A 22,903-nucleotide genomic window follows, 5' to 3' on the forward strand; every position below is an offset into this window, starting at 1 on the left:
CCCCCTGGGGGTATCCTGACCGAACGGGACGACACAGGCAGGAGGCGCGAGTGGCGAACCAGCGGGAACAGCCGGTGACGCCGCAGGTCGGCTACAGCGGCGACAAGGCGCAGATCGTCAAGCGACTGCGCCGGGCCGAGGGGCAGGTCCGGGGCATCCAGCGCATGGTCGAGGACGACACGTACTGCATCGATGTGTTGACCCAGGTCAGCGCGGCGACCCGGGCCCTCGAGACCGTGGCTCTCCAACTGCTCGAGGACCACCTGGCGCATTGCGTGGCCCAGGCCGCACGCGAGGGCGGCGACGTCGCGGACGCCAAGGTGCGCGAGGCCTCCGCCGCGATCGCGAGACTCATCCGGTCGTGACGTGCCCTCGGAGGCGTCCGGACTCGTCGGTGTCGACGAGGATCAGCGCCGAGGAAACCCCGGCACCGTCTCGGTGAGGGCCGGGGTGAGGCGATCGAGCAAGGCGGATTCGCGAGCCAGCGCGGCGGCCTCGCGCTGACGACGCAGGGCGGAGATCCCGGCCAGGAGGAACTCGGGTTCGCCGGACGGTACCGGCGAGACGTACGGTGCCGCCTCGGCCGCCAACTCGTCGGCGACCCGTCGGCGACTGGCAGGGGAGAGCTGAGGCGCTTGTCGCAGGAACGACGCGATGCGACGGGCCAAGCCGTCGGGTAGGCGCGCGACGTCGGCGACCTCGGCCCATCCCCGCAGGTGTTCCGGTACGCCGTAGATCACGTGCGTGGCCCTCGGAACGCGCTCGTTGCGACTGTAGGTTCCGGCCATGAGGTCGCCGAGGCGGCGAGACGACCCGTTCAACAGGGCGACGACGACGGCCAGGCCGCCACTCGTGAAGACGATCTCGAGGAGTCCCACCAGAGCGCGGGTGAGGGCGTGACGCAAGCCGATCGCCCCTCCGTCGGTGCGGACGACGCGGGCACCGACGGCGAGCTTGCCCAGGGATCGACCATGACTCGCCGTCTCGACCACCGTCGGCACGACGATGAAGCAGATCGCGATCGACGCGACCAGGAACGCCTGCGACAGGGCGTCGTCGAGCACCCCGCCCTCGTTCAACAGCGAGACCAGCAGCAGGGCACCGATCAGCAGCAGTGTGTAGGCCAGGTAGTCGATCAGCACACCGGCTGCTCGGAGCACGAAGCTCGTCGGCCGGAGGTCGAGGGCCACGGCCTCGCCCGTGACGAGCTCGTCACCGCCGGCCGTGAAGGCCTCGACCGGGTCGGGGCGCAACACCACCGGGGAGGCGCCTCGTGCCTTCGTGCGGGACATGCCTAGTATCTAAGCAGAATGGACATCGACGCCTACGCCGCCGCCCACGGTCACGACTGGGCCGAGCTCGACCGCCTCGCCCGACGGAGGCGCCTCAGCGGTCCAGAAGCCGACGAACTCGTGAGCCTGTACCAGTCCGGGGCCGGACAGCTGTCGGCGCTCAAGACCGCGACCGGCGAGTCCGTGGCGGCCGACCGGCTGTCGATGTCCCTGTCGCGGGCCCGCCTCCGGTTCACGGGGGCCGGCCGCAACCTGTTCAGCCAGCTGCCCACCTTCTTCGTCGCGCAGTTGCCGGCCGCGCTCTACCGGGTGCGTCGGCTGTCGCTCGTCCTGACGCTCGTCACGATCGTCGTCGCGGCGGTGTTCGCCACGTGGGCGGCAGGCACGCCGGCTCTGCTGGCCTCGTTCGGCAGCGAAGAGTTCCGCCGTCAGTTCGCCGAACAGGACTTCGTCAACTACTACTCGGAGAGCGCGTCGACCTCGTTCACCGGTCAGGTGTGGACGAACAACGCCTACATCGCGGCCCAGTGCGTGGCCTTCGGCATCACCGGTGTCTGGGTGCCCTACGCGATCCTGAGCAACGCCATGAACGTCGGCATCTCGGCCGGGTTGATGGCCGACCAGGGGAGGCTCGACCAGTTCTTCCTGTACATCGCGCCGCACGGTCAACTCGAGCTCTACAGCATCTTCGTCGCGGGGGCGGCCGGGCTGATGATCTTCTGGTCGTGGGTGGCGCCCGGGGCCCGGACCCGGGCCCAGGCCTTGGCGCAGGACGGACGCGCGCTCGTGACCATCGCCGTCGGTTTGATGCTCTCGTTGCTCGTCTCGGGCGTCATCGAGGGGTTCGTCACCCGGCAGGCCTGGCCGTGGCCCGTCAAGATCGGCATCGGCACCGTGGCTCTGCTCGGGTTCCTCGCGTACCAGTGGCTGCTGGGTGGGCGTGCCCATCGGGCGGGGCAGACCGGTGACCTCGACGAGTTCGAGGCAGGGGCGACGCAGCTGGTCGCCGACTGAACGCCCCGCGCCTCCGTCAGAGGCGGCCCGCCGCCTTGAGGACGAGGTAGCGGTCGGCGAGTGCCGGGGGCAGGTCGGCCGGCGCGCCCGTCACCACGTCCGCCCCGACCTGACGAAGGGCGGCGGCGACACGGCCCCGGTCGAGACGGGCCCGTTCGGCCGCCGCCGCCCGGTAGACCTCGTCGCGCGTGCCGCGTCGCAGGACCGTCTCGTCGAGGGCCGGATCGGTGACCGACGCCACGACCACCACGTGCCGTCGCGTGAGCTGGGGGATCGCGGCGAGCAGCGACCGGGAGGCACCGGGACTGTCGACCGTCGTCGCGAGCACGACCAGTGCCCGTCGTGACGTGACCGAGCGGACCAGGGCGGGCACGGCTGCCCAGTCGGTCTCGACGAGCTCCGGTTCGACGGGAGCCATCGTCTCGACCATCGACGAGAGCAGGGCTGGTCCGGTGGCACCCTGGACGCGACCCCGGACGCGACGGTCGAAGAGGACGACGTCGACCCGGTCGCCCGCTCTCGAGGCCAACGCCCCGAGCAACAGGGTCGACTCGAAGGCCGTGTCGAGTCGGGGCTCGTCGTCGATACGCGCCGCCGAGGTGCGCCCGGTGTCGACCACGACGACCACCCGACGGTCTCGTTCCGGTCGCCAGGTGCGCACGACGAGGTCGTCGCGGCGTGCGGTCGCACGCCAGTCGATGGAACGCACGTCGTCGCCCCGGACGTAGTCGCGGAGGCTGTCGAACTCGGTGCCCTGACCACGGATCATCACGCTCGTCCGTCCGTCGAGCTCGCGCAGCCGGGCGAGACGGGAGGGCAGGTGTTTCCGCGAGGAGAACCGAGGCAGCACGCGCACGGCGCCGGGCAGGTCGTGCGTCGCCTGACGCCCGGCGAGCCTCAACGGGCCGATGGTGCGGACGGTCACCCCGCCGGCGCGGCGTTCGCCCCGGCGGAAGGGGGTGAGCGTCACGGTGAGGGTCGCGGCCCCTCCCGGTCGCAGCGACAGTCGGCGTCGCGTCGCTTCGGCACCGGCGGACGGCTGCCACGCGTCGCGCACCAGTCCCCGGAGCATGCGTCGTCCGTCGTTGATCACGGTGAGCCGGGCGGGCGCGCTCTCGCCGAGACGGATGGCTCCGGGCACCTCGCGCCGCAGCGTGAGCGAGCGAGGCGACGCCGCGAGGGTCACGTCGACCACGGTCAGCACGGTGACGACACCGAGCCAGGCCAGGATCGACCACCCGCTGCCGGTCACGACGACGGGCACGACGCCGAGGGCGACGAGCGCCACGAACCACCCGGTGATCGCCATGGTCAGAGCGGCACCCGGACCTGCTGCAGCACCGAGCGGACGATGCCGTCGGCGTGGACGCCCTCGAGCTCCGCCTCGGGGCGCAGCTGCAGGCGGTGCCTCAGCACGGGCAGGGCCATGGCCTGGACGTGGTCCGGGGTGACGTGGTCGAAGCCGGTCAGCCACGCCCACGCCTTCGACGCGGCGAGCAGGGCCGTCGACCCGCGGGGGCTCACGCCTATCGTGACCGAGGGGCTCTCGCGCGTGGCCCGGGCCAGATCGACCATGTAGGCGAGGACGTCGGGGGAGGCGCCGACGCGAGCCACCTCGGCCTGGGCTCGGGCGAGGTCGTCCGGCCCGAGCACCGGGGTGACCCCGGCGGCCCGCAGGTCACGGGGCGAGAAGCCCGCGGCATGGCGACCCAGCACCTCGACCTCGGCCTCTCGCGGGGGCAGGTCGAGGGTGAGCTTCATCAGGAAGCGGTCGAGCTGTGCCTCGGGAAGCGTGTAGGTGCCCTCGTACTCGACGGGGTTCATCGTCGCTGCGACGAGGAACGGCTGGGGCAACGGGCGCGAGACGCCGTCGACCGACACCTGGCGCTCCTCCATGGCCTCGAGCAGGGCCGACTGCGTCTTCGGCGGCGTGCGGTTGATCTCGTCGGCGAGCAGGACGTTGGTGAAGACCGGTCCTGCCCGGAACTCGAATTCACCCGACTTCGCGTCGTACACGAGTGACCCGGTGATGTCGCCGGGCATCAGGTCGGGCGTGAACTGCACACGCGCGGTGTCGAGCGACAGCGAATGGCTGAGGGCGCGGACGAGCAACGTCTTGGCGACGCCGGGGACACCCTCGAGCAGGGCGTGCCCCTGAGCCAGCAGGGTGACGATCAGGCCCGTCACGGCACCGTCCTGGGCCACGACGGCCTTGCCCACCTCGGTGCGGACTCGGGCGAAGGTCTGCTGCAGTTCTGAGCTCATCTGGTGGTCTTCTCCGGGGTGGTGGACGGTTCGGGGGCGAACGGACGAGGGGTGGGAGGGGCGGGCCGGTTCACGAGGGGGTCACCGCCCGGCGGACCGCGCGCTCGAGGTCGAGCAGGCTGTCGCTCAGCGAGACGAGTTCGCGGTCGTCGGCCGGCTCCGCGTCGACGAGGACGTGCCGGAGACCCCGTGGGTCGGCCGCGGTGAGTGCGGCGACCCGGCCGACGACGTCGTCGACCGAGGCGGTCGAGGACAGACCCGTCGCCCGCGCGAGGCGGCCGAGCGTGCCGATGCGGAGCTGGTCGAGGGCGTGTCGGCGCTGCCCGGACCGCTCGTAGAGGCGTGCGCGACCCTCGGTGGTCTCGGACGCCTTGACGGTGACCGGCAGTCGTTCGACGACGAGGGCACCGAGGCGTCGTCCCCGCCACACCATGGCGGCCACGCCTGTCAGGAGCAGCACCACCAGCGACGGTGTCACCCACGGGGGCGTCAGCGTCGCGAGCGTGCCCTGGCCCTCGGGCAGGTCTCCGGCCGACGGCAGGTACCAGGTCAGCTCACGGGACCCGCCGAGCAGGGCGAGCGCGAAGGCGGCGTCGTCGTCCGTGGCGATCGAGTCGTTGGTCAGGGCGCCGGTCGCGCCCAGGACGGACACCCTCGTGTCGCCGTCGTCGAGCTCGACGAGTCCGTAACCGTCGTCGGTCGGCAGGCAGCGGACGGCGCCCGGCGCGTCGACCTCGTACGCGACTCCCGTCACGTCGACCCGCGACGCCTGCCGCAGGGCCGGCGACGAGCACGACGGCGAGGCCGTGCCCTCCGTCACCTGGGCGCTCGCCTGGACGCCCGGAGCCACGTCGGCCAGTGCGGTCGGTCCGGGGGAGACCAGGACGAGGTGGGAGGCGGCCGCCGCCAGGCGACCCCACTGGTCGGCGACGAGGAACCCGTCGGCGTCGTCGACCAGGAGCGTGCCGTCCTCGCCCTGCCCGAGACGGTCGAGGGTCTCGTCGAGGCCGGTCGTCACGGTCACGTCGACACCCTGTCGGCCGAGGACCTCGACGAGTGCCTTGGCCCCACCGGGGGCGGCGTTCGCGGGGCCGAGGGCTCGTCCCTCACCCGAGCCCGAGCCGACGGCGAGTGCCGCCGCCACCCCGAGTGCCAGCACGAGGGCGAGCACGGCCCAGAACCGGGCCCGGCGCAGCGATGCCCGGAGGGTGGGGGTCGAGACCGTGCCCGGCGCATCCTGGGCCGCGATGGTCATGCGTCGACCCGCCGGGTCGACGTCACGCGCCGGTCGAGGTCCACGACGGCCCGATACGCCTCGTCGGTCCCGGGGCGGTCGAGGTAGCGGACACCGTCGAAGGCCGACGCGGCGTCGGCGAACTCGGCTCGGAGGTCGGGGAAGACGTCCCCCGCCCTCCGGGCCGCGTCGTGTGCCGTGGTACCGGGGGAGACCGCCACGTCACCCCGTTCGGCGAGCGAGCGCGCGACGGCTCGGAAGGCCTCGGCGACCGCGAGCGTCAGGTCTCCCCGCGAGGCGGCGGCCCGGGCGGCGGCACGCATGGCCTCGCTGTCGCGGACGTCGTCGTCGCCGAAGAGGGCGGCGTCGCGCGTGGATCGACGGTTGAGCCGGGGCACCCCGTAGACGAGCAGCACGACCACGACGACGATCACGACGACCGCGAGCAGCACGATCAGGGCGACCGCCGGTGCCCCTTCGGCACCCCCGAAACGGATCGAGCCGAGCCAGTCCCAGAACGCCTGCGCGGCGCGATCGAGCCAGGACGGCCGGGCCGCGACGTACTCGGGTTTCGTGAGCTCGCGCAGGACCTCGCGCCGAGCGTCGTCGGCGTCGGGGGTCAGCGGGGGCCCGGCGGCGAGGGGCGAGGGACTCACCAGCGGGGCGCTCCCTGGTAGGTCGTCGGGCCGACCGGAGTCTCGGGCGTGCGGAACGGGTCGGGTTGGCCCTCGACCGACCGCCCACCGCGTTCGACGTACCTCACGAGTTCGAGGTCGAGGCCCTCGGTGCGGATGCGGCGGTCGACGTAGACGAGACCCGCGGAGGCGGCCTGGAGCACGGACCCGATCGCCCCGATGACCGCCGTGATGCCCAGGGTCACCGCGTAGGTGCCCGCCGTCAGGGCGAGGAAGGTCGGGTCGGTCACGTCGCCCGTGGGCGCGAGCGTGCCGGTCAGGACGCTGAACAGTACCGAGAAGGGCGTCGCGACGACCTGCGAGGCCACCTGGATCATCAGGAACACCAACGCGATGACGCCGAAGGTCCGCCAGAAGGAGGCACGGGTCAGGGACCACGAGCGCCTCACCGCGGCGCCGAGCGTCATCCGCTCGAGCATGATCGCGCTGGGCACGAGGCAGGTCTTCACGGTCACCCAGGCCCCCAGCACGAGCAGGCCCAGCCCGAGGAGGACCGCGACTCCGATGCCCACGGCGAGACTCGGGCCCGAGCCGACGGCCACGCCGATGACGACGACCCCGGCCACGAGTGCCAGTGCCACCACGTAGGCGGCGGTGAGCAGAGCGGACCATGCGACGAGAGTGCCGAGTCGCCCCTTGGCCAGGGCCCAGAGGCCGCCGAGTCGCAGCCTCTCGCCGAGGGTCTGACGGGCGGTCTCGAGCACGAAGAGTCCTTGGAGCAGGGCCGTGACGATCACCTGCAGGGCGATCGGCACGAGGGCCGACGCGGCCACGATGGCGACGGCGCCGGCGAGCACCGCGTCGCGGTCACGGGGGAGGGCCTGTTCGACCCGCCCGAAGGCGAGGAAGGCGCTGCCGCCGGTGATCACGACGGTCACCACGAGAAGGACGACCTGCGAGAGCAGGGCCGTGCCGAAAGTGGTGCGGGGATTGCGGCGGAAGACCTGGAACGACGCGCCCAGGATCTCACCGAAGGTCAGGGGGCGCAGTGGCACGAGGCCCGGTTTCGGGGGCGGGACCCAACCGGCGGCCGGTGGGGTGGACCCGACAGGGGACGTTCCCTGCCCGGGCCCGGCGGGGACGGAGGCCGCGGCGGGCGGCCCGACTCGTTCGCCCCACCGAGGGGGCGGGGTGTCGCCGCCCGGTGCGCTCCAACCGTTCGGATCGCTCATGGTCCCCCTGGTCGTCCTGACCGTGAGGTCGTCCTCACGAGTGTGTTCATGTTTCCACACCGGACCGGACGCTGCCAGCCGATGCGCGCCTCCTGCACTAATCTGTCCTGACGTGCCGCCTCCCGAGCGGCCCAGCCCAGACGGAGAACATGAACCCGCGCATCCTCGTGGTCGACGACGACCCGGCGCTCGCCGAGATGATCGGCATCGTCCTTCGCGCCGACGAGTTCGACCCCTATTTCTGCGGTGACGGCAGCGGCGCCCTCGACGCCTTCCACGAGGCCTCGCCCGACCTCGTGCTGCTCGACCTGATGCTGCCCGGCCTGGACGGCATCGAGGTGTGTCGCCTCATCCGCGCCGAGAGCGGCGTCCCGATCATCATGCTGACCGCCAAGGGCGACACGGCCGACGTGGTTCGCGGTCTCGAGAGCGGTGCCGACGACTACGTGGTCAAGCCGTTCAACCCGAAAGAGCTGGTCGCTCGTATCAGGACCCGGTTGCGTCCGGCCACCGAGCCGACCAACGACGTCCTCACGGTGGGCGACCTGCGTCTCGACGTCGCTGCCCACGAGGTGCGCCGCGGTGACACGCCGATCGCCCTGACCCCGCTCGAGTTCGAGCTGCTGCTCGCCCTCGCCTCGAAGCCTCAACAGGTCTTCACCCGCGAGATGCTGCTCGAGCAGGTCTGGGGCTACCACTACAAGGCCGACACCCGTCTCGTGAACGTCCACGTCCAACGACTGCGTGCGAAGGTCGAGCACGACCCCGACGCGCCCCGCATCGTCACGACCGTGCGTGGCGTCGGGTACCGCGCCGGCGCGGGTTCGTAGCCCGGCCGGATGGCGCTCGTGTCCACGATGGCGGGGCCCGGCCGGGGTGGCCCGGCCCGGTCGCGCGGCCCGTCGTCGTGGCGGGCCCCGGCGTGGCGCACGTGGCCGACGCGCGTGGTCGACTTCTGGCGATCGTCGTTGTCGTTCCGCACCGTCGCTCTCACGGTGGTGTTGTCGACCGTCGCCGTCACGGTCATCGGCACGCTCATCTCGGTCACGATCGGAACGAGCCTCTACGACCAGCGCCGGGAGCAGGTCGAGGCCGAGAGCGTCCGGGCGACGCTTCTGGCGCAGAACATCTTCGACTCGGCCACGGCCACCGAGGACGCCAACCAGGTCGAGCTCGACGCGCTGCAGAACGAGGCACAGACCGCGATCCTCGGTTCGACCTCGAGCCCGGGGGGTACGAGCATCGCGATCCTCCGCACCCCGGGGCAGAACACCCCTCAGACCATCCAGAACATCGCCAGCCCCGACTTCCCCGACTCGGTGATCTCTCCGGCGCTCCGCGAGGCGGTCGCGGCGGCCGACGGTCGTCTCTCGATGCAGTCGGTGGCGCTGCCCCCGACGTCGCAGGGCGGAGGCTCGCCGGGCATCGCGGTCGGCTCGACCCTGCAGGTGCCCACCGCGGGTCAGTACGAGCTCTACCTCGTCTACGACCTGAGCGACGCGCAGGCCACCCTCGATCTGATGCAGCGGACGCTCGGCATCGGGTCACTCGCTCTCGTGCTGCTGATCGGCGGGATCACCTACCTCGTCGTCCGCCTCGTCGTGGCGCCCATCCGCACGGCGGCCGAGACGAGCCAGAAGATCGCGGCCGGCCACCTCGAGGAGCGCATCCCCGAGAAGGGGCAGGACGTGGTGGCCACGCTCGGACGCTCGTTCAACGGTATGGCGGACGCCATGCAGCGGCAGATCTCGCAACTGGCCGAGCTGTCGCGCGTCCAACAACGGTTCGTGAGCGACGTCTCGCACGAGCTGCGCACGCCGTTGACCACGATCCGTCTCGCCGGTGACGTCCTCTACGACCAGCGCACGTCGTTCACGCCCTCGGCCGCCCGGACCGCCGAGCTGCTGCACACCCAGGTCGACCGGTTCGAGCTGCTGCTCGCCGACCTGCTCGAGATCTCCCGTTTCGACGCCGGTGCCGTCGAACTCGAGACCGAGCCCGTCACGGTCGTGCGTCTCGTCGAGGACGGTGTCGACGAGTTCGGTCCGCTCGCAGCCGAATCCGGCAGCGTGGTGTCGGTCGTCGCCCGGGGCGGCTACTTCGAGGCCGAGATCGACCCACGGCGGCTGCGTCGGATCTTGCGCAACCTGCTGGGCAATGCCATCGAACACGGTGAGGGCCGGCCGATCGAGGTCGAGGTCGACAGCGACGCCACGGCCGTGGCGGTGGCCGTGCGTGACAACGGCGTGGGCATGAGCCCCGCCGACGCCGCGCGGGTGTTCGACCGGTTCTGGCGGGCCGACCCCTCGAGGAAGCGCACCATCGGTGGCACCGGCCTCGGTCTGGCGATCAGCCTCGAGGACGCCGCTCTGCACGGCGGCCGGCTCGAGGTCTGGTCCGAGCCGGGCTCGGGCAGCCGGTTCGTCGTCACCCTGCCCCGGGTGGCCGGCGGTCACGTCGAGGGGTCACCCTTGCCGGTCGTGCCCCCGGATCGCCGGGGCGAGACGACCGTCCCGGTGACCGGTGAACCGTGGTCGGGCTCGGTCCCGACCATCGACCCGTCGGGTGCGCCGACCGGGTCCGTCCAGTCGTCGGCACCGAGGGGAGCCGACGATGTCTGAGCGGCGACGGAACGACCGGCGGGGTGTCCGGTCGGTCGTCCTGGCGACCCTCGTGACCGCCGCGCTCGCGCTGACCGGGTGCGTGGGCATCCCCGACAGCGGTCAGGTGCAGCGCGGCGACACCGTGAGTGACGACGTGGTGAGCGACTTCGTGTTCCGGCCCAACGGTCCGGTCGCCGGGAGCTCGCAAGAACGGCTGCTCCGGGACTTCCTCTCGGCGGGCACGGGGTCCCAGGACAACTACGGGGTCGCCCGGCAGTTCCTCAGCGCCGGTTTCGCCGGCGAGTGGGACCCCCGGGCCAGCGTCACCATCCGCCCCGGTGTCGGGTCGACCGCGCGCGTGGGGGAGTCCACGCTCGACTACGCGTTCGTGAGCTCGGCGACGGTCGACTCGGCGGGGCACTACACCCCGGCCACGTCCTCCACGACGACCTCCCTCGCCTTCTCGTTCGTCCGCGAGGGCGGCGAGTGGCGCATCAGCGACGCGCCGGACGGCATCGTCCTCTCGCCTGCCACCTTCGACTCGGTCTTCCGATCGCACGCCGCCTACTTCTACGACCCCACCTTCACCTATCTCGTGCCCGACCAACGTTGGTTCCTCGCCCGCTCGTCGACGAGCACGCGGCTCGCGACGGCGTTGCTCGAGGGGCCGTCGGACTGGTTGCAGGGCGCCGTCGTCTCGGCCTTCCCCGAAGGCACGCAGCTCTCGCTGACGGCCATCACGGTCGACGACGGGACGGCTCGCGTCGACCTGACCGCCGACGCCCTCGAGGCGACGCCCGACGCCCGGGCCCGCATGCAGGCGCAGCTGCTGGCGAGCTTCTCCACCCTCGCGACCGTGACCGCCGTCGAGCTCAGCGTCGAGGGTGCCCCGTTGTCGGTGCCCGCGATGCAGCAGCCCGTACCGGTACGTGACCCCGCCGTCGACGCCCGGCCCCTCGTCCTCGCCGACGGCGTGCTGGGCTTCGCCACGACGAGTGCCACGAGTGAGATCCTCGGGCTCTCGGACGCGGTCGAGGCCCTCCGGCCCCGGTCGGTCGAACTGTCGGCCGACCAGACGACCGCCGCCGTCGGGACGTCCACGGGCGCGTACGCCGTCACGGCCTCGGGTGGAGCCCGGCTGGTCGACGGCCGGACGGGACTGGTGGCGCCCTCGCTCGACGACCGGGGCTTCGTCTGGTCGCTCGTCGCCGACGATCCGTCCAGTCTCGTCGCCCATGCTCTCGACGGCACGTCCCACCCGGTGGTGACGTCCCTCCCGGCCGGCGCGAGCGTCACGTCGTTCCGCATCTCGCGCGACGGTACCCGCGCCCTGCTCCTGCTCGACGACCAGGGTGCGTCGCGCCTCCTCGTCGCGGCGGTCGTGCGAGATGCCGAGGGCGTCCCGCTCCGGCTGGGGCCACCCCTCGAGCTGTCCGCTCCGGACGGCGCCCCCGTCGATGCGACCTGGGCCGACCAGGTGACCGTGGCGGTCCTCACGGCCGTGGGCGAGTCGTCCCGGGTGACGATGTCCGAGGTCGGCGGTGACTCGTCGAGTGCCGGTCGTCCGTCGGGCGAGGCGGTCGCCGTCGTCGGCGGGAACGGCTTCGACCGCCTGCTGCTGCTGGGGGCCGACGGTGACGTGCTCGAGCCCCGAGGCAGCAGCTGGCAGTCCACGGGACTGACGGCCGATCTGGTGGCGACCCAGCGCTGAGCCTCGGGCGTCGACTCCTCACCAGGTAGTGCCCGGCAGGTCGGTCCCCTCACGGACGACGGAGGCGCGGCACACGGCCCCCGGCTCGGGGCAAGCTGTCGAGATGCCACGGTCCTCGCGCCCTCGACCTCCGCTCCTGACTCGGGAGGCCCTCGCCGCAGCCGCCCGAGAGGCCCTCTCGGTCGTGTCGCCCGTCTCGTGCGCCGGGTGCGGCGGGCCCGACGTGGCCCTCTGCGAGGGCTGCCGACGTCGGCTCGTCCCCGAGGTCGTGCGGGTCGACCTGCCGGGCGGGCTGCCGGTCTTCGCCGGCCTCGTCTACGCGTTCGAGGCCCGAGGTGTCGTCCTGGCGTTCAAGAACGCTGGCCGGGTGCGGTTGGCCGAGACGCTCGCGCCGGCCCTCGCGGCCGCGCTCGAGTCCTGCGCCCACCACGCCACGACCGACGCCGCGTCGGCCGGCGACGGGTTCTCGGCCGACGGGTCGCTGCTGGTCGTCCCGGTGCCCGCGTCACGACGGGGGCGGCGTCGGCGGGGCTACGACCCGGTCGAGCTCGTGCTGCGCCGCCTCGGTCTCGTGGTCGGCGTGCCCGTGCTCGTTCCGACGGTGCGGGCCGGTGGGGGCCAGAAAGGCCGCGACCGGCAACAGCGCCTGCGGGGACGCGAGGGCAGCCTGCGCGCCACTCGCGATCTCCAGGGATCGCACGTCGTCCTCGTCGACGACGTCGTGACGACGGGCGCGACCCTGCAGGAGGCGCGGCGGGCGGTGGTGGCCCGGGGCGCGGTCGTGGTCGGTGCGGCCTGTCTCGCGGCCACTCCGCTGCGGTCGGCCACCGGCAGCCCCTGAGTGAACGGTGAACGACGCGTGACACGGGGGTGTCCGGATGGCTACGGTGGGGCGAAAGGCGTGAAAGGACATCCGCCTGGCTGACAGGCGGCACGTCGATAGCCACAGGAGGTCGTCATGGAAATTTCCGTCACGGGTCGAAACGTCGGCATCACCGATCGTTTCCGCGAGTACGCCACCGAGAAGGCAGACAAGGTCGCCGCACTGGCCACGAAGGCGCTGGCCCTCGAGGTCAAGGTGTCGCGGCACCACGAGAAGTCCGGTGGGCAGGCGGGCGACGACCGGGTGGAGATCACCTTGATCGGCTCCGGCCCCCTCGTGCGGGCCGAGTCCACGGCCGCCGACAAGTACGCGGCGTTCGACCTGGCGATCGGTCGACTCCTCGAACGGGTGCGACGAGCGAAGGACCGGCAGAAGATCCATCGTGGGCAACACCGGCCGACGTCCCTGCGTGAGGCGGCCACCGCCGACTTCAGCGGTGTGGGCGTGACCCCCGCGGCGGCCGAGACGCTCGACCAGGTCCGCACCGGCGCCGTGACGGTGGTGGGCGACGAGGCCCCCGCCGACGAGGTCGACGAGGAGTACTGCCCCGTCGTCATCCGCGAGAAGGTGTTCGCCTCGACGCCCATGTCGGTCGACGACGCGCTCTACTACATGGAACTGGTCGGTCACGACTTCTACCTCTTCATCGACGCCGAGACCGAGCGCCCGAGCGTCGTGTACCGGCGCAAGGGGTGGGACTACGGCGTGATCGGCCTCGACCAGAACTCGCCCGACCTGCAAGAGACGGCGACGGCCCTGCGGGCGGGTCTGGCGAACTGACCTTCTGAACCGTCCGGTGGCCGACACCCCGGGAGGCGCGGGCACGTCCCTGACGCCTCCCAGGGGGTCGGCCACTACGCTTGCTAAGATCGTGGGCCGGTCCAGGACGGACCGGCGACACCCCGGTGCTCCGATGCGGATCACCTCAGCGAGACCGCGGAGCGTTCCGCGGGTTCGACCGAACACATGGGAGCACACCAGTGGCCAACGTCCTCGAGAAGGTCCTCCGCGTCGGCGAGGGCCGCACGCTGCGCAAGCTGAAGGCCTACGCCAAGGCGGTCAACGAGCTCGAGGACGACTTCACGACCCTCACCGACGACGAGCTGCGCAACGAGACGGTCGAGCTCCGTGAGCGCTACGCGTCGGGCGAGTCGCTCGACGACCTGCTGCCCGAGGCGTTCGCCGCCGTCCGCGAGGCGTCCAAGCGCACCTTGGGGCTGCGGCACTTCGACGTCCAGCTGATGGGTGGTGCGGCCCTGCACCTCGGCAACATCGCCGAGATGAAGACCGGTGAGGGCAAGACCCTCGTCGCGACCACGGCTGCGTACCTCAACGCCATCGCCTCCCGAGGCGTCCACGTGATCACGGTCAACGACTTCCTCGCGAGCTACCAGTCCGAGCTGATGGGGCGTGTCTTCCGCGCCCTCGGCATGACGACCGGCTGCATCCTGTCGGGTCAGACCCCGGCGGAGCGTCGCGAGATGTACGCCGCCGACATCACCTACGGGACGAACAACGAGTTCGGCTTCGACTACCTGCGCGACAACATGGCCTGGCAGGCGCAAGACATGGTGCAGCGCGGCCACTTCTTCGCGATCGTCGACGAGGTCGACTCGATCCTCATCGACGAGGCCCGCACACCGCTCATCATCTCCGGGCCGTCGTCCGGCGAGGCGAACCGGTGGTTCACCGAGTTCGCCACCATCGCCCGGCGACTGGTCGCGGGCACCGACTACGAGGTGGACGAGAAGAAGCGCACCGTGGGTGTCCTCGAGCCAGGCATCGAGAAGGTCGAGGACTACCTCGGCATCGACAACCTGTACGAGTCCGCGAACACCCCGCTCATCTCGTTCCTCAACAACGCGATCAAGGCCGACGCGCTCTTCAAACGCGACAAGGACTACGTCGTCATCAACGGCGAGGTGCTGATCGTCGACGAGCACACCGGTCGCATCCTCAGCGGTCGCCGGTACAACGAGGGCATCCACCAGGCCATCGAGGCGAAAGAGGGCGTGTCGGTCAAGGCCGAGAACCAGACCCTCGCCACGGTCACCCTGCAGAACTACTTCCGCCTCTACAAGAAGCTCTCCGGCATGACCGGTACGGCCGAGACCGAGGCCGCCGAGTTCATGAGCACCTACAAGCTCGGGGTCGTGCCCATCCCGACCAACAGGCCGATGCAGCGCATCGACCAGACCGACCTCGTCTACAAGAACGAGACGAGCAAGTTCGACCAGGTCGTCGAGGACATCGTCGAGCGGCACGAGAAGGGTCAGCCCGTCCTGGTCGGTACGACCAGTGTCGAGAAGAGCGAGTACCTGTCGCGCCTGCTCGCGAAGAAGGGCGTCAAGCACGAGGTGCTCAACGCGAAGAACCATGCTCGCGAGGCGGCCATCGTCGCTCAGGCCGGTCGCGCCGGGGCCGTGACCGTCGCCACGAACATGGCCGGTCGCGGTACCGACATCATGCTGGGCGGCAACGCCGAGTTCCTCGCCGTCGCCGAGATGAACGCCAAGGGCCTCAGCCCGGTCGACACCCCCGACGAGTACGAGGCCGCGTGGGACGACGTCTTCGCCGCGCAGAAGGACGCCGTCCAAGAAGAGGCGGAGAAGGTCATCGAGGCCGGCGGGCTGTACGTGCTCGGCACCGAGCGTCACGAGTCCCGCCGGATCGACAACCAGCTGCGCGGTCGATCGGGCCGGCAGGGCGACCCCGGTGAGAGCCGCTTCTACCTCTCGTTGACCGACGACCTGATGCGCCTGTTCAACTCGGGCGCCGCCGAGTCGCTCATGGGTCGCGGCAACGTGCCGGACGACCTGGCCATCGAGAACAAGATCGTCGGGCGGGCCATCCGTTCGGCCCAGTCGCAGGTCGAGTCCCGCAACGCCGAGATCCGCAAGAACGTCCTCAAGTACGACGACGTCCTCAACCGCCAGCGCGAGGCCATCTACGGCGACCGTCGGCACATCCTCGAGGGCGACGACCTCAAGGACCGCAGCCAGAAGTTCCTCGAGGACGTCGTCAACGAGGTCATCGACCAGCACACGGGTGACGGCAGCCCCGACGACTGGGATCTCGACGCCCTGTGGACCGAGTTGGGCACCCTGTACCCGATCTCGATCACCATCGACGAAGTCATCACCGAGGCCGGCTCGAAGGGCAAGGCGACCCGGGCCTTCCTGGGGCAAGAGATCCTCTCCGACGCCAAGGTCGCCTACGAGGCCCGCACCGAGACCCTCGGCGAGCCCGCGATGCGCGAGCTGGAGCGTCGAGTCGTCCTCTCGGTCATCGACCGCCGTTGGCGTGACCACCTCTACGAGATGGACTACCTGAAGGACGGCATCGGTCTGCGGGCCATGGCCCAGCGTGATCCGCTCGTCGAGTACCAGCGCGAGGGCTACGCGCTCTTCCAGAGCATGATGGGTCAGATCCGCGAAGAGACCGTGGGCTTCCTCTTCAACCTCGAGGTCGAGGTCCAGGGTCAGGTCGGGGCCGCCGACTCGCCGGTCATCGCCGCCAAGGGGCTCGAGGCCGAGAAGCAGCCGCAGGCACAGCTGGCCTACTCGGCACCGAACATCGACGGCGAGGTCGAGGTACGCAACCAACGCGGTCAGCTCGAGAAGGGTGCGACGGCAAAGGCTCAGAAAGCACAGGACGAGGCAGAGCGTTCCGAGTCGCCCGAGATCGCCGCCGCCCGGGCCTCCGGCGGCCCCACGGCCCGTCAGGCCGAGGACGGCAAGGTCGGCGCCTTCGGCCAGAAGACCGGTGGCGGCGACGCTCCGCTCAACCGGGCCGACCGTCGAGCGACGGGCAAGAAGACGCGCTGATCGCCTGACCTGACGACCGTCGATGCGCCCCCGAGCCCGGCTCGGGGGCGCATCGACGTCGAACGACGAGGTCGGGCCTGGTCAGAGCACGTGGACGGCGGTGGCCCGCCACCGGCCGTCGTAGGTCTCGAGCCTGACGGCGACGGCTCGGCTGCGACCACGTCCGTGGAGGACGACGACGCTCTCGATCACTCCCGCGGCCGGAGAACTCGACCGGATGCTGCCGATCGTGAACACCGGTCGTCGGGTCCGCGTGCCGTGGGCCGACCGTGCTCGGGCCGCCAGGACCACGCGCTTGTGCAGCGTGCGGTAGACGTCTTCGGTGACCCATCGTGATACCTGGTCCAGCTCTCGGGCCCCGGCCAGGATCTCGACGACGCAGCGCACCAGGTTCTCGACGAGCAGGTCCGGGTCGTCGGGGAAGGGCGACGGGGGCGACGCCCTGGCGGGTGGGACGGGTGGGACGGGGCGGACGTGGGGTCGGCTGCCGGCCCGGGGGACGGCGGGGGTGTCATCCGTCGCCGGGGTGCCCGGGGCCGCGAGGGGAGGAACGGATCTCAGATGCGGCCGAGGTGGTGCCGGGGGACTCTGGGGCTCGGTGAGGGCGTAGGTGCTCGAGGGCATGGGCAGTCTTCCTGTTCACGTTCGACCGGGCATGACTCGAAGATATGACATGTGAGATGCCCACGACCAGGCATACTCCACGGTCTGTGGAGAAACGGTCGCGGCAGGGCCCCGTCTCGGGGTCACGGACGTCGCCCTACGGGTCGTCGACCTAGACTGGACGGGTGTCGACGCTCAGTGATCTCGTTCTCGCCCAGGGCCTCTCGAGCGAGGTGGACGTCGAGTGGTTGCACCTGCTGGTGGGGGACTGGCAGCTGCTGGCCGACCTCGCCTTCGCCGACATCGTCCTCTGGGTTCCCACTCAGGCGGGCAGCTTCGTCGCCGTGGCCCACGCGCGGCCCTCGAGCTCGGCCACGCTCTTCTACCGGGACTTCGTCGGGCAAGAGGTGCGCCTCGAATGGCGCGAGCAGATCGAGCAGGCGTTCACGACGACGCGCATCGTCGACTCGGCGGCTCCCGACTGGTACGAAGAGACGCCCACGAGAGTCCGTGCCGTACCCGTCCTTCGTCGCCTCGGGGCGAGTCGGCCCGACGTCACCGACGCACCGATCGCCATCATCACCAGGCACACGAACCTCAGTGAGGCTCGCACGCCCAGTCGCCAAGAACTGACCTTCAACCAGTGCTCCAACGATCTCTTCGCGATGATCGCCGCCGGCGACTTCCCCGACCTCGGGGCGCCGACGGGGCCGCGTCGCGGCGCACCCCGCGCCTCCGACGGGTTGCTGCGTCTCGACGTCGACGGCATGGTGACCTTCGCCAGTCCCAACGGACTCTCGGCCTTCAATCGAATGGGGTTCGCCGGCGAGCTCGAGGGGGAGTCGCTGGCCGAGGTCACCACCGGGCTGCTCGCCGGCAAGCTCGTCATCGACGAGTCGCTGCCCCTGGTCGTCACGGGCCGGGCCCCGTGGCGCACCGACATCGAGGCACGAGGGGTCACGGTGTCGCTGCGGGCGATCCCGTTGCGCGACCGCGGTGAGCGCGTCGGCGCCATCGTGCTCTGCCGCGACGTGACCGAGCTGCGTCACCAAGAACGCGAGCTGATCACCAAGGACGCCACGATCCGCGAGATCCACCACCGGGTCAAGAACAACCTGCAGACCGTCGCGTCACTGCTGCGCATCCAGGCGCGACGCACCCGCACCGACGTGGCCCGCGAGGCACTCACGCAGGCCATGCGTCGCGTGCAGTCGATCGCCGTCGTGCACGACACGTTGTCCGAGGGGCTCAGCCAGAACGTCGACTTCGACACCGTCTTCGACCGGGTGCTCATGCTCATCGCCGAGGTCGCGTCGAGTCACAACACGACGGTTCGCCCCACCATGACAGGGAGCTTCGGCGCCCTGCCGAGCGAGTACGCGACGCCCCTGGCCCTCGCCCTGACCGAGCTCGTGACGAACGCCGTCGAGCACGGTCTCGACGGCCGTGACGGCGAGGTCGAGATCGTCGCCGACCGCCGGGCGGAAGAACTCACGGTCAAGGTGCGCGACAACGGCGTCGGGTTGCCCGAGGGCAAGGTCGGCTCGGGACTCGGCACCCAGATCGTCCGCACGCTGATCCAGGGCGAGCTCGGCGGCACCATCGACTGGCACACGCTCGTCGGCAACGGCACCGAGGTCACCATCGAGATCCCGTTCCGCTGGCTCACTCAGCCCTGATCCGCCGCGCGCGCCCGAGCACGACGAAGCCCGACACCTGCGATCAGGTGCCGGGCTTCGTCATCGGCCACGAAGGCCGGAGGCCGGCCGCCGAGCGGCGACCGACGGGGGATCAGCTGGCGCGGCGGGCGCGAGCCGCGCGACGCTTCAGCGCGCGACGCTCGTCTTCGCTCAGACCACCCCAGACACCCGAGTCCTGCGAGGTCTCGAGTGCGTACTGCAGGCAGGTCTCGGTGACGGTGCAGCGTCCGCACACGGCCTTCGCCTTGTCGATCTGGTCGACGGCGGGACCCGTGTTGCCGACGGGGAAGAAGAGCTCCGGGTCAGCCTGCAGGCAAGCGGCTTTGTCACGCCAATCCATCGATGGGTACTCCTTAAAAGTGCAGAACCAGGCACGTCGAAGCGCCTGGTTCGTGGTGGGGAAAGAGAAGAATTCGGGAGGCGCGCACCGCAATGTGCGCGTCACTTCGACCTCGAATATGGTCGCATACTGGTACGGCCAAATCAAGGATTTTTCGGAGGCTCACACGTGACGACAGCAGGCCCGGACGGCCCCCGAGACGAGACCGGTCGGTCTGCCGAGACCCGTCGACCCGCCTTGCTCTGGATCGTGATCGTGCTGCTCGCGGCGGAGTTCGCGCTCGTCGCCGCGACGGCGGTGTTCCTGCTCGTCGAACTGCTCGTCGCCCGACCCGACTCGTATCCCTCGGCCGTCGCGATCTTCGTGCTGACCCTGCTGGCCACGGCCTGGCTCGGCTCGATCGTCCTCGGCACGCTCCGCGGACGGGCGTGGATACGAGGGGCGGCGATCGTGTGGCAGGTGCTGCAATTCGCCGTCGGCATCGGCAGCCTGCAGGGCGTCTTCGCCGACCCGCTCATCGGTCTCGCCCTCACCGTGCCGGCCGTCGCGGTCGTCATCCTGCTGCTCGTGCCGTCCGTCGTCGCCGCCACGTCGGCTCGCGACCAAGAGCCACACGTCTACTGAGGCCCCTCGAACACAGGAGGCGCGGTGTCGGCCTCGCGGACCGGCACCGCGCCTCCTGCGCTCGCGTCGACGACAGGCGTCAGTCGAGGCCGAGCTTCTTGCGGAGGGACGCCACGTGCCCCGTCGCCTTGACGTTGTAGAGAGGCAACTCGACGGCGCCCTGCTCGTCGACCACGAACGTGGACCGGATCGTGCCCGTCACGATGCGGCCGTAATTGTTCTTCTCGCCATAGGCGCCGTACGCCTGGTGCACCGTCAGATCGGGATCGCTCAGCAACGGGAAGTTCAGGCCCTGCTCGTCCTTGAACGTCGACAGGGCGGCGGGCTCGTCCTTCGAGACGCCCAGCACCTGGTAACCCGACGACTTCAGCGAGTTGATGTTGTCACGGAAATCGCACGCCTCGGTCGTGCAACCCGGCGTCGACGCCGCCGGGTAGAAGTACACGATGACCTTCTGGCCGGCGTAGTCGGCGAGCGAGACGGGCGAACCGTTCTCGTCGTCGAGGGTGAACGTCGGCGCGGCAGCGCCCTTCTCGAGCTTGGTGGACATGGTGCTCCGATCTGCAGGCGCCACGACGGCGCCGGTGGTTCTGAGAGGGTCAGAACTCATGCTAGTGTTGACCGTCGTTGCGAGAGATCGCAGCACGCACCTCTAGCTCAATTGGCAGAGCAACTGACTCTTAATCAGTGGGTTCTCGGTTCAAGTCCGAGGGGGTGCACGAAAGAATTGGGTCCCCCGTGTTCTGCTTCGCAGAACCGGGGGATTCTTTCGTCGTATGGGTCTGGTCCGCTCCGCGGACCGCGGCCCACCCCGCACGGGCGACCTGCCGGGCCCGCCAGGTCGCCCTTGCACGGGGGTGACGTCGCTTCGCTCGTCACGGGGGTCGAGGGGTGACTTCGCTTCGCTCGTCACAGGGGGGCGTGGGGATTCGGGGGTGGGGAGGCGCGGGGTGGGTTGGGCGACACCGCGCCTCCTGGGGGTGGTGGGGCTACTGGTTGTCGCGGGGGAGCTGCGAGGCGGCGTCGCGGCCGGTCACGGGGTAGGGGCCCGTCATGCCCTCACGGAGGCGGGCGGCGGCCAGGATGCGGTCGCGTTGCAGGTGCCAGCCGAGCATCAGCAACGGGATGATGACGACGAGCGACATGACCGTGAACGACCCGATCGGCCAGTCGATGGCCATGAGGACGACGACCGCGGCCAGGAAGGCCAGCGTCAGATAACTCGTCACCGGCGCACCGGGAAGCTTGAACGAGGGCTCCTTCGCCCTGCCCTGCTTCGCCCACTGACGCAGCCTCATCTGGCAGAGGATGATCGTGCCCCACGCCGTCAGGATGCCCAGGGACGCGATGTTCAGCACGATCTCGAACGCCGTGTTGGCCCCCACGACCGCATTCAGCACCACGCCCAACAGGGTGATGCTCGCAGTCAGCAGGATGCCCCCGAACGGCACGCCGCCCTTCGACATCTTCGTCGTGAACTTCGGGGCCGAACCGTTCATGCCCATCGAGTGCAACACCCGGCCGGTCGAGTAGAGCCCCGCGTTCAGGCTCGACAGCGCCGCCGTCACGACCACGAAGTTCATGATCGAACCCGCGATGTCACCCACCGCGGGGCTGCCGATGCTGCTGAAGAACGTGACGAACGGGCTCTCGCCCGCCTTGTACGCCGTATAGGGCAGCAGCAGCGACAGCAGCACCAACGACCCGACGTAGAACACCGCGATGCGCAGGATCACCGTGTTGATCGCGCGGGGGACCACCTTCTCCGGGTTCTGGGTCTCGCCCGACGCCGTACCCACCAACTCGATCGCGGCGTAGGCGAAGACGACTCCTTGCACGACGATCACGGCGGGCAACAGACCGTTCGGCAAGATGCCCGACGACGCCACGAGGGCCCAGCCGGTGTCGACCGTGGCGCCGTCGTGCGTGACCGGGAACGCCGCCGCGAGCCACACCACGCCGACCACGAGGAACACCACCAGTGCGGCGACCTTGATGATGGCGAACCAGAACTCCATCTCGCCGAAGACCTTCACCGCCAAGAGGTTGACCGAGAGCACCACGGCGAGGGCGACCAGGGCCAGCAGCCAGTCGGGTGCCGCGGTGAACGCCGACCAGTAGTGCAGGTAGAGGGCGACCGCGGTGACGTCGACGATGGCCGTCATGGCCCAGTTCAAGAAGTACATCCAGCCCGCCGCATACGCGAACTTCTCACCGAAGAACTCGCGGGCGTACGAGACGAACGAACCCGACGAAGGGCGGTGCAGCACCAGTTCACCGAGCGCGCGGAGGATGAAGAACGCGAAGACGCCGCAGATCGCGAACACGATCGCGAGCGCCGGGCCCGCCGACGCGAGACGGCCGCCGGCACCGAGGAAGAGCCCCGTGCCGATCGCGCCGCCGATGGCGATCATCTGCAGCTGACGCGGCTTGAGACCGTGTTGGAAGCCCTCTTGCTCGTGCGAGAAGTCTTGGGGGAGGTGCGTCTCGGTGGAGGCGTCGCCGCCCCCGTTCGTGGGACTCGTCATGGGACGACCGTAGCTCTTGTCGGTTCCGGACGCGTGGACGCGACACGGCAGGTGGATGCCCAGGAGGCGCGCAGCCGATCCACACGTCGGTAACGAAAGGGAAACGATCGTGAACCCCGCAGGCATGGGCGACACGCCGGTGCGGGGTACGTCTCGGGTCCCCTGGAAGCGGGTTCGCAATTCGGATGGACGACAGACGTCGGCTACGGTCATTGAGGCCCGAGAGATCGGGCCCGTCATCATCAGGACGCGCCGACCGATGGTCCGACCAGTTCGGGTTCCGGTCGTCGTACGGTCTGGTGACGCGAGGGTCCGGTCCCATGACCGACCCGGCGGAGGTCAGGTTCGCCCCGTGCCATCACGGTGGGCTTGAGTCGACACGATCCGCACGCGTCGTCGACCCGTTCGCCCG

At 70.4% G+C, this 22,903-nt stretch carries 20 protein-coding genes and 1 tRNA gene; 11 read left to right on the forward strand and 10 right to left on the reverse strand.

Annotated elements, in window-relative coordinates; genetic code table 11:
- Positions 1-74: 74 nt before the first annotated feature.
- Complete coding sequence (locus HRF36_RS15680; protein WP_371740045.1) at positions 75-365, forward strand: metal-sensitive transcriptional regulator; 291 nt, start codon at positions 75-77, stop codon at positions 363-365.
- A gap of 42 nt (positions 366-407) precedes the next feature.
- On the opposite strand, the gene HRF36_RS02335 is transcribed toward HRF36_RS15680, so the two are convergent.
- Entirely contained in the window at positions 408-1,292 is an 885-nt protein-coding gene (locus tag HRF36_RS02335) for an RDD family protein (RefSeq protein ID WP_173205612.1), read from the reverse strand.
- A gap of 18 nt (positions 1,293-1,310) precedes the next feature.
- Between HRF36_RS02335 and HRF36_RS02340 the strand changes: the two genes are divergently transcribed.
- Positions 1,311-2,306 (forward strand): stage II sporulation protein M, encoded by a 996-nt coding sequence (locus HRF36_RS02340; protein ID WP_173205615.1) that lies wholly within the window; start codon positions 1,311-1,313, stop codon positions 2,304-2,306.
- Between the two features lie 16 nt (positions 2,307-2,322).
- Here HRF36_RS02340 and HRF36_RS02345 read toward each other — a convergent pair whose 3' ends face one another.
- The 5 genes from HRF36_RS02345 to HRF36_RS02365 all read right to left on the reverse strand — a co-directional run bounded on the left by HRF36_RS02345 (position 2,323) and on the right by HRF36_RS02365 (position 7,495).
- On the reverse strand, positions 2,323-3,615 hold the full coding sequence (locus tag HRF36_RS02345; protein ID WP_173205618.1) for a DUF58 domain-containing protein: 1,293 nt from the start codon (positions 3,613-3,615) through the stop codon (positions 2,323-2,325).
- A 2-nt stretch (positions 3,616-3,617) separates the two neighbouring features.
- A complete protein-coding gene (locus tag HRF36_RS02350; RefSeq protein WP_173205620.1) occupies positions 3,618-4,571 on the reverse strand; it encodes a MoxR family ATPase in 954 nt (317 codons plus the stop codon).
- 70 nt (positions 4,572-4,641) lie between these two features.
- The gene (locus HRF36_RS02355) at positions 4,642-5,826 is read right to left on the reverse strand and encodes a DUF4350 domain-containing protein (protein WP_173205623.1); all 1,185 of its coding nucleotides are present in this window, start codon (positions 5,824-5,826) and stop codon (positions 4,642-4,644) included.
- On the reverse strand, positions 5,823-6,461 hold the full coding sequence (locus tag HRF36_RS16205; protein WP_173205626.1) for a DUF4129 domain-containing protein: 639 nt from the start codon (positions 6,459-6,461) through the stop codon (positions 5,823-5,825). Before HRF36_RS16205 ends, HRF36_RS02355 begins: the two co-directional genes overlap by 4 nt.
- On the reverse strand, positions 6,458-7,495 hold the full coding sequence (locus HRF36_RS02365) for a hypothetical protein (protein ID WP_173205628.1): 1,038 nt from the start codon (positions 7,493-7,495) through the stop codon (positions 6,458-6,460). Before HRF36_RS02365 ends, HRF36_RS16205 begins: the two co-directional genes overlap by 4 nt.
- 326 nt (positions 7,496-7,821) lie before the next feature.
- On the opposite strand from HRF36_RS02365, the gene mtrA reads away from it, so the two are divergent.
- The 6 genes from mtrA to secA all read left to right on the forward strand — a co-directional run bounded on the left by mtrA (position 7,822) and on the right by secA (position 16,696).
- A complete protein-coding gene (gene mtrA, locus HRF36_RS02370; RefSeq protein ID WP_173205631.1) occupies positions 7,822-8,502 on the forward strand; it encodes an MtrAB system response regulator MtrA in 681 nt (226 codons plus the stop codon).
- 9 nt (positions 8,503-8,511) lie between these two features.
- Complete coding sequence (mtrB, locus tag HRF36_RS02375; RefSeq protein WP_254280987.1) at positions 8,512-10,293, forward strand: MtrAB system histidine kinase MtrB; 1,782 nt, start codon at positions 8,512-8,514, stop codon at positions 10,291-10,293.
- Positions 10,286-11,986, forward strand: a complete 1,701-nt coding sequence (locus HRF36_RS02380) for an LpqB family beta-propeller domain-containing protein (RefSeq protein ID WP_173205636.1) — start codon at positions 10,286-10,288, stop codon at positions 11,984-11,986. Before mtrB ends, HRF36_RS02380 begins: the two co-directional genes overlap by 8 nt.
- Before the next feature lie 103 nt (positions 11,987-12,089).
- Entirely contained in the window at positions 12,090-12,827 is a 738-nt protein-coding gene (locus tag HRF36_RS02385) for a phosphoribosyltransferase family protein (protein ID WP_173205639.1), read from the forward strand.
- A gap of 117 nt (positions 12,828-12,944) precedes the next feature.
- Positions 12,945-13,649, forward strand: coding sequence for a ribosome hibernation-promoting factor, HPF/YfiA family (gene hpf, locus HRF36_RS02390; RefSeq protein ID WP_173205642.1), 705 nt, complete (start codon positions 12,945-12,947; stop codon positions 13,647-13,649).
- A gap of 200 nt (positions 13,650-13,849) precedes the next feature.
- On the forward strand, positions 13,850-16,696 hold the full coding sequence (secA, locus tag HRF36_RS02395) for a preprotein translocase subunit SecA (RefSeq protein WP_173205657.1): 2,847 nt from the start codon (positions 13,850-13,852) through the stop codon (positions 16,694-16,696).
- Between the two features lie 81 nt (positions 16,697-16,777).
- Here secA and HRF36_RS02400 read toward each other — a convergent pair whose 3' ends face one another.
- The gene (locus HRF36_RS02400; RefSeq protein WP_254280988.1) at positions 16,778-17,320 is read right to left on the reverse strand and encodes an Rv3235 family protein; all 543 of its coding nucleotides are present in this window, start codon (positions 17,318-17,320) and stop codon (positions 16,778-16,780) included.
- A 164-nt stretch (positions 17,321-17,484) separates the two neighbouring features.
- Here HRF36_RS02400 and HRF36_RS02405 point away from each other — a divergent pair, with 164 nt between their 5' ends.
- Entirely contained in the window at positions 17,485-18,978 is a 1,494-nt protein-coding gene (locus HRF36_RS02405) for a PAS domain-containing sensor histidine kinase (RefSeq protein ID WP_173205661.1), read from the forward strand.
- A gap of 112 nt (positions 18,979-19,090) precedes the next feature.
- On the opposite strand, the gene HRF36_RS02410 is transcribed toward HRF36_RS02405, so the two are convergent.
- Positions 19,091-19,339, reverse strand: a complete 249-nt coding sequence (locus tag HRF36_RS02410; protein WP_043594001.1) for a WhiB family transcriptional regulator — start codon at positions 19,337-19,339, stop codon at positions 19,091-19,093.
- Between the two features lie 168 nt (positions 19,340-19,507).
- On the opposite strand from HRF36_RS02410, the gene HRF36_RS02415 reads away from it, so the two are divergent.
- On the forward strand, positions 19,508-19,963 hold the full coding sequence (locus HRF36_RS02415; protein WP_173205664.1) for a hypothetical protein: 456 nt from the start codon (positions 19,508-19,510) through the stop codon (positions 19,961-19,963).
- Positions 19,964-20,042: 79 nt separating this feature from the next.
- On the opposite strand, the gene bcp is transcribed toward HRF36_RS02415, so the two are convergent.
- On the reverse strand, positions 20,043-20,513 hold the full coding sequence (gene bcp / locus HRF36_RS02420; protein WP_173205665.1) for a thioredoxin-dependent thiol peroxidase: 471 nt from the start codon (positions 20,511-20,513) through the stop codon (positions 20,043-20,045).
- Positions 20,514-20,609: 96 nt separating this feature from the next.
- On the opposite strand from bcp, the gene HRF36_RS02425 reads away from it, so the two are divergent.
- A tRNA-Lys gene (locus HRF36_RS02425) sits at positions 20,610-20,682 on the forward strand.
- A 270-nt stretch (positions 20,683-20,952) separates the two neighbouring features.
- On the opposite strand, the gene HRF36_RS02430 is transcribed toward HRF36_RS02425, so the two are convergent.
- A complete protein-coding gene (locus tag HRF36_RS02430) occupies positions 20,953-22,491 on the reverse strand; it encodes an amino acid permease (RefSeq protein WP_173205668.1) in 1,539 nt (512 codons plus the stop codon).
- Between the last annotated feature and the right edge of the window lie 412 nt (positions 22,492-22,903).

The sequence above is a fragment of the Frigoribacterium sp. VKM Ac-2836 genome (assembly GCF_013248995.1).
GTDB lineage: Bacteria > Actinomycetota > Actinomycetes > Actinomycetales > Microbacteriaceae > Frigoribacterium.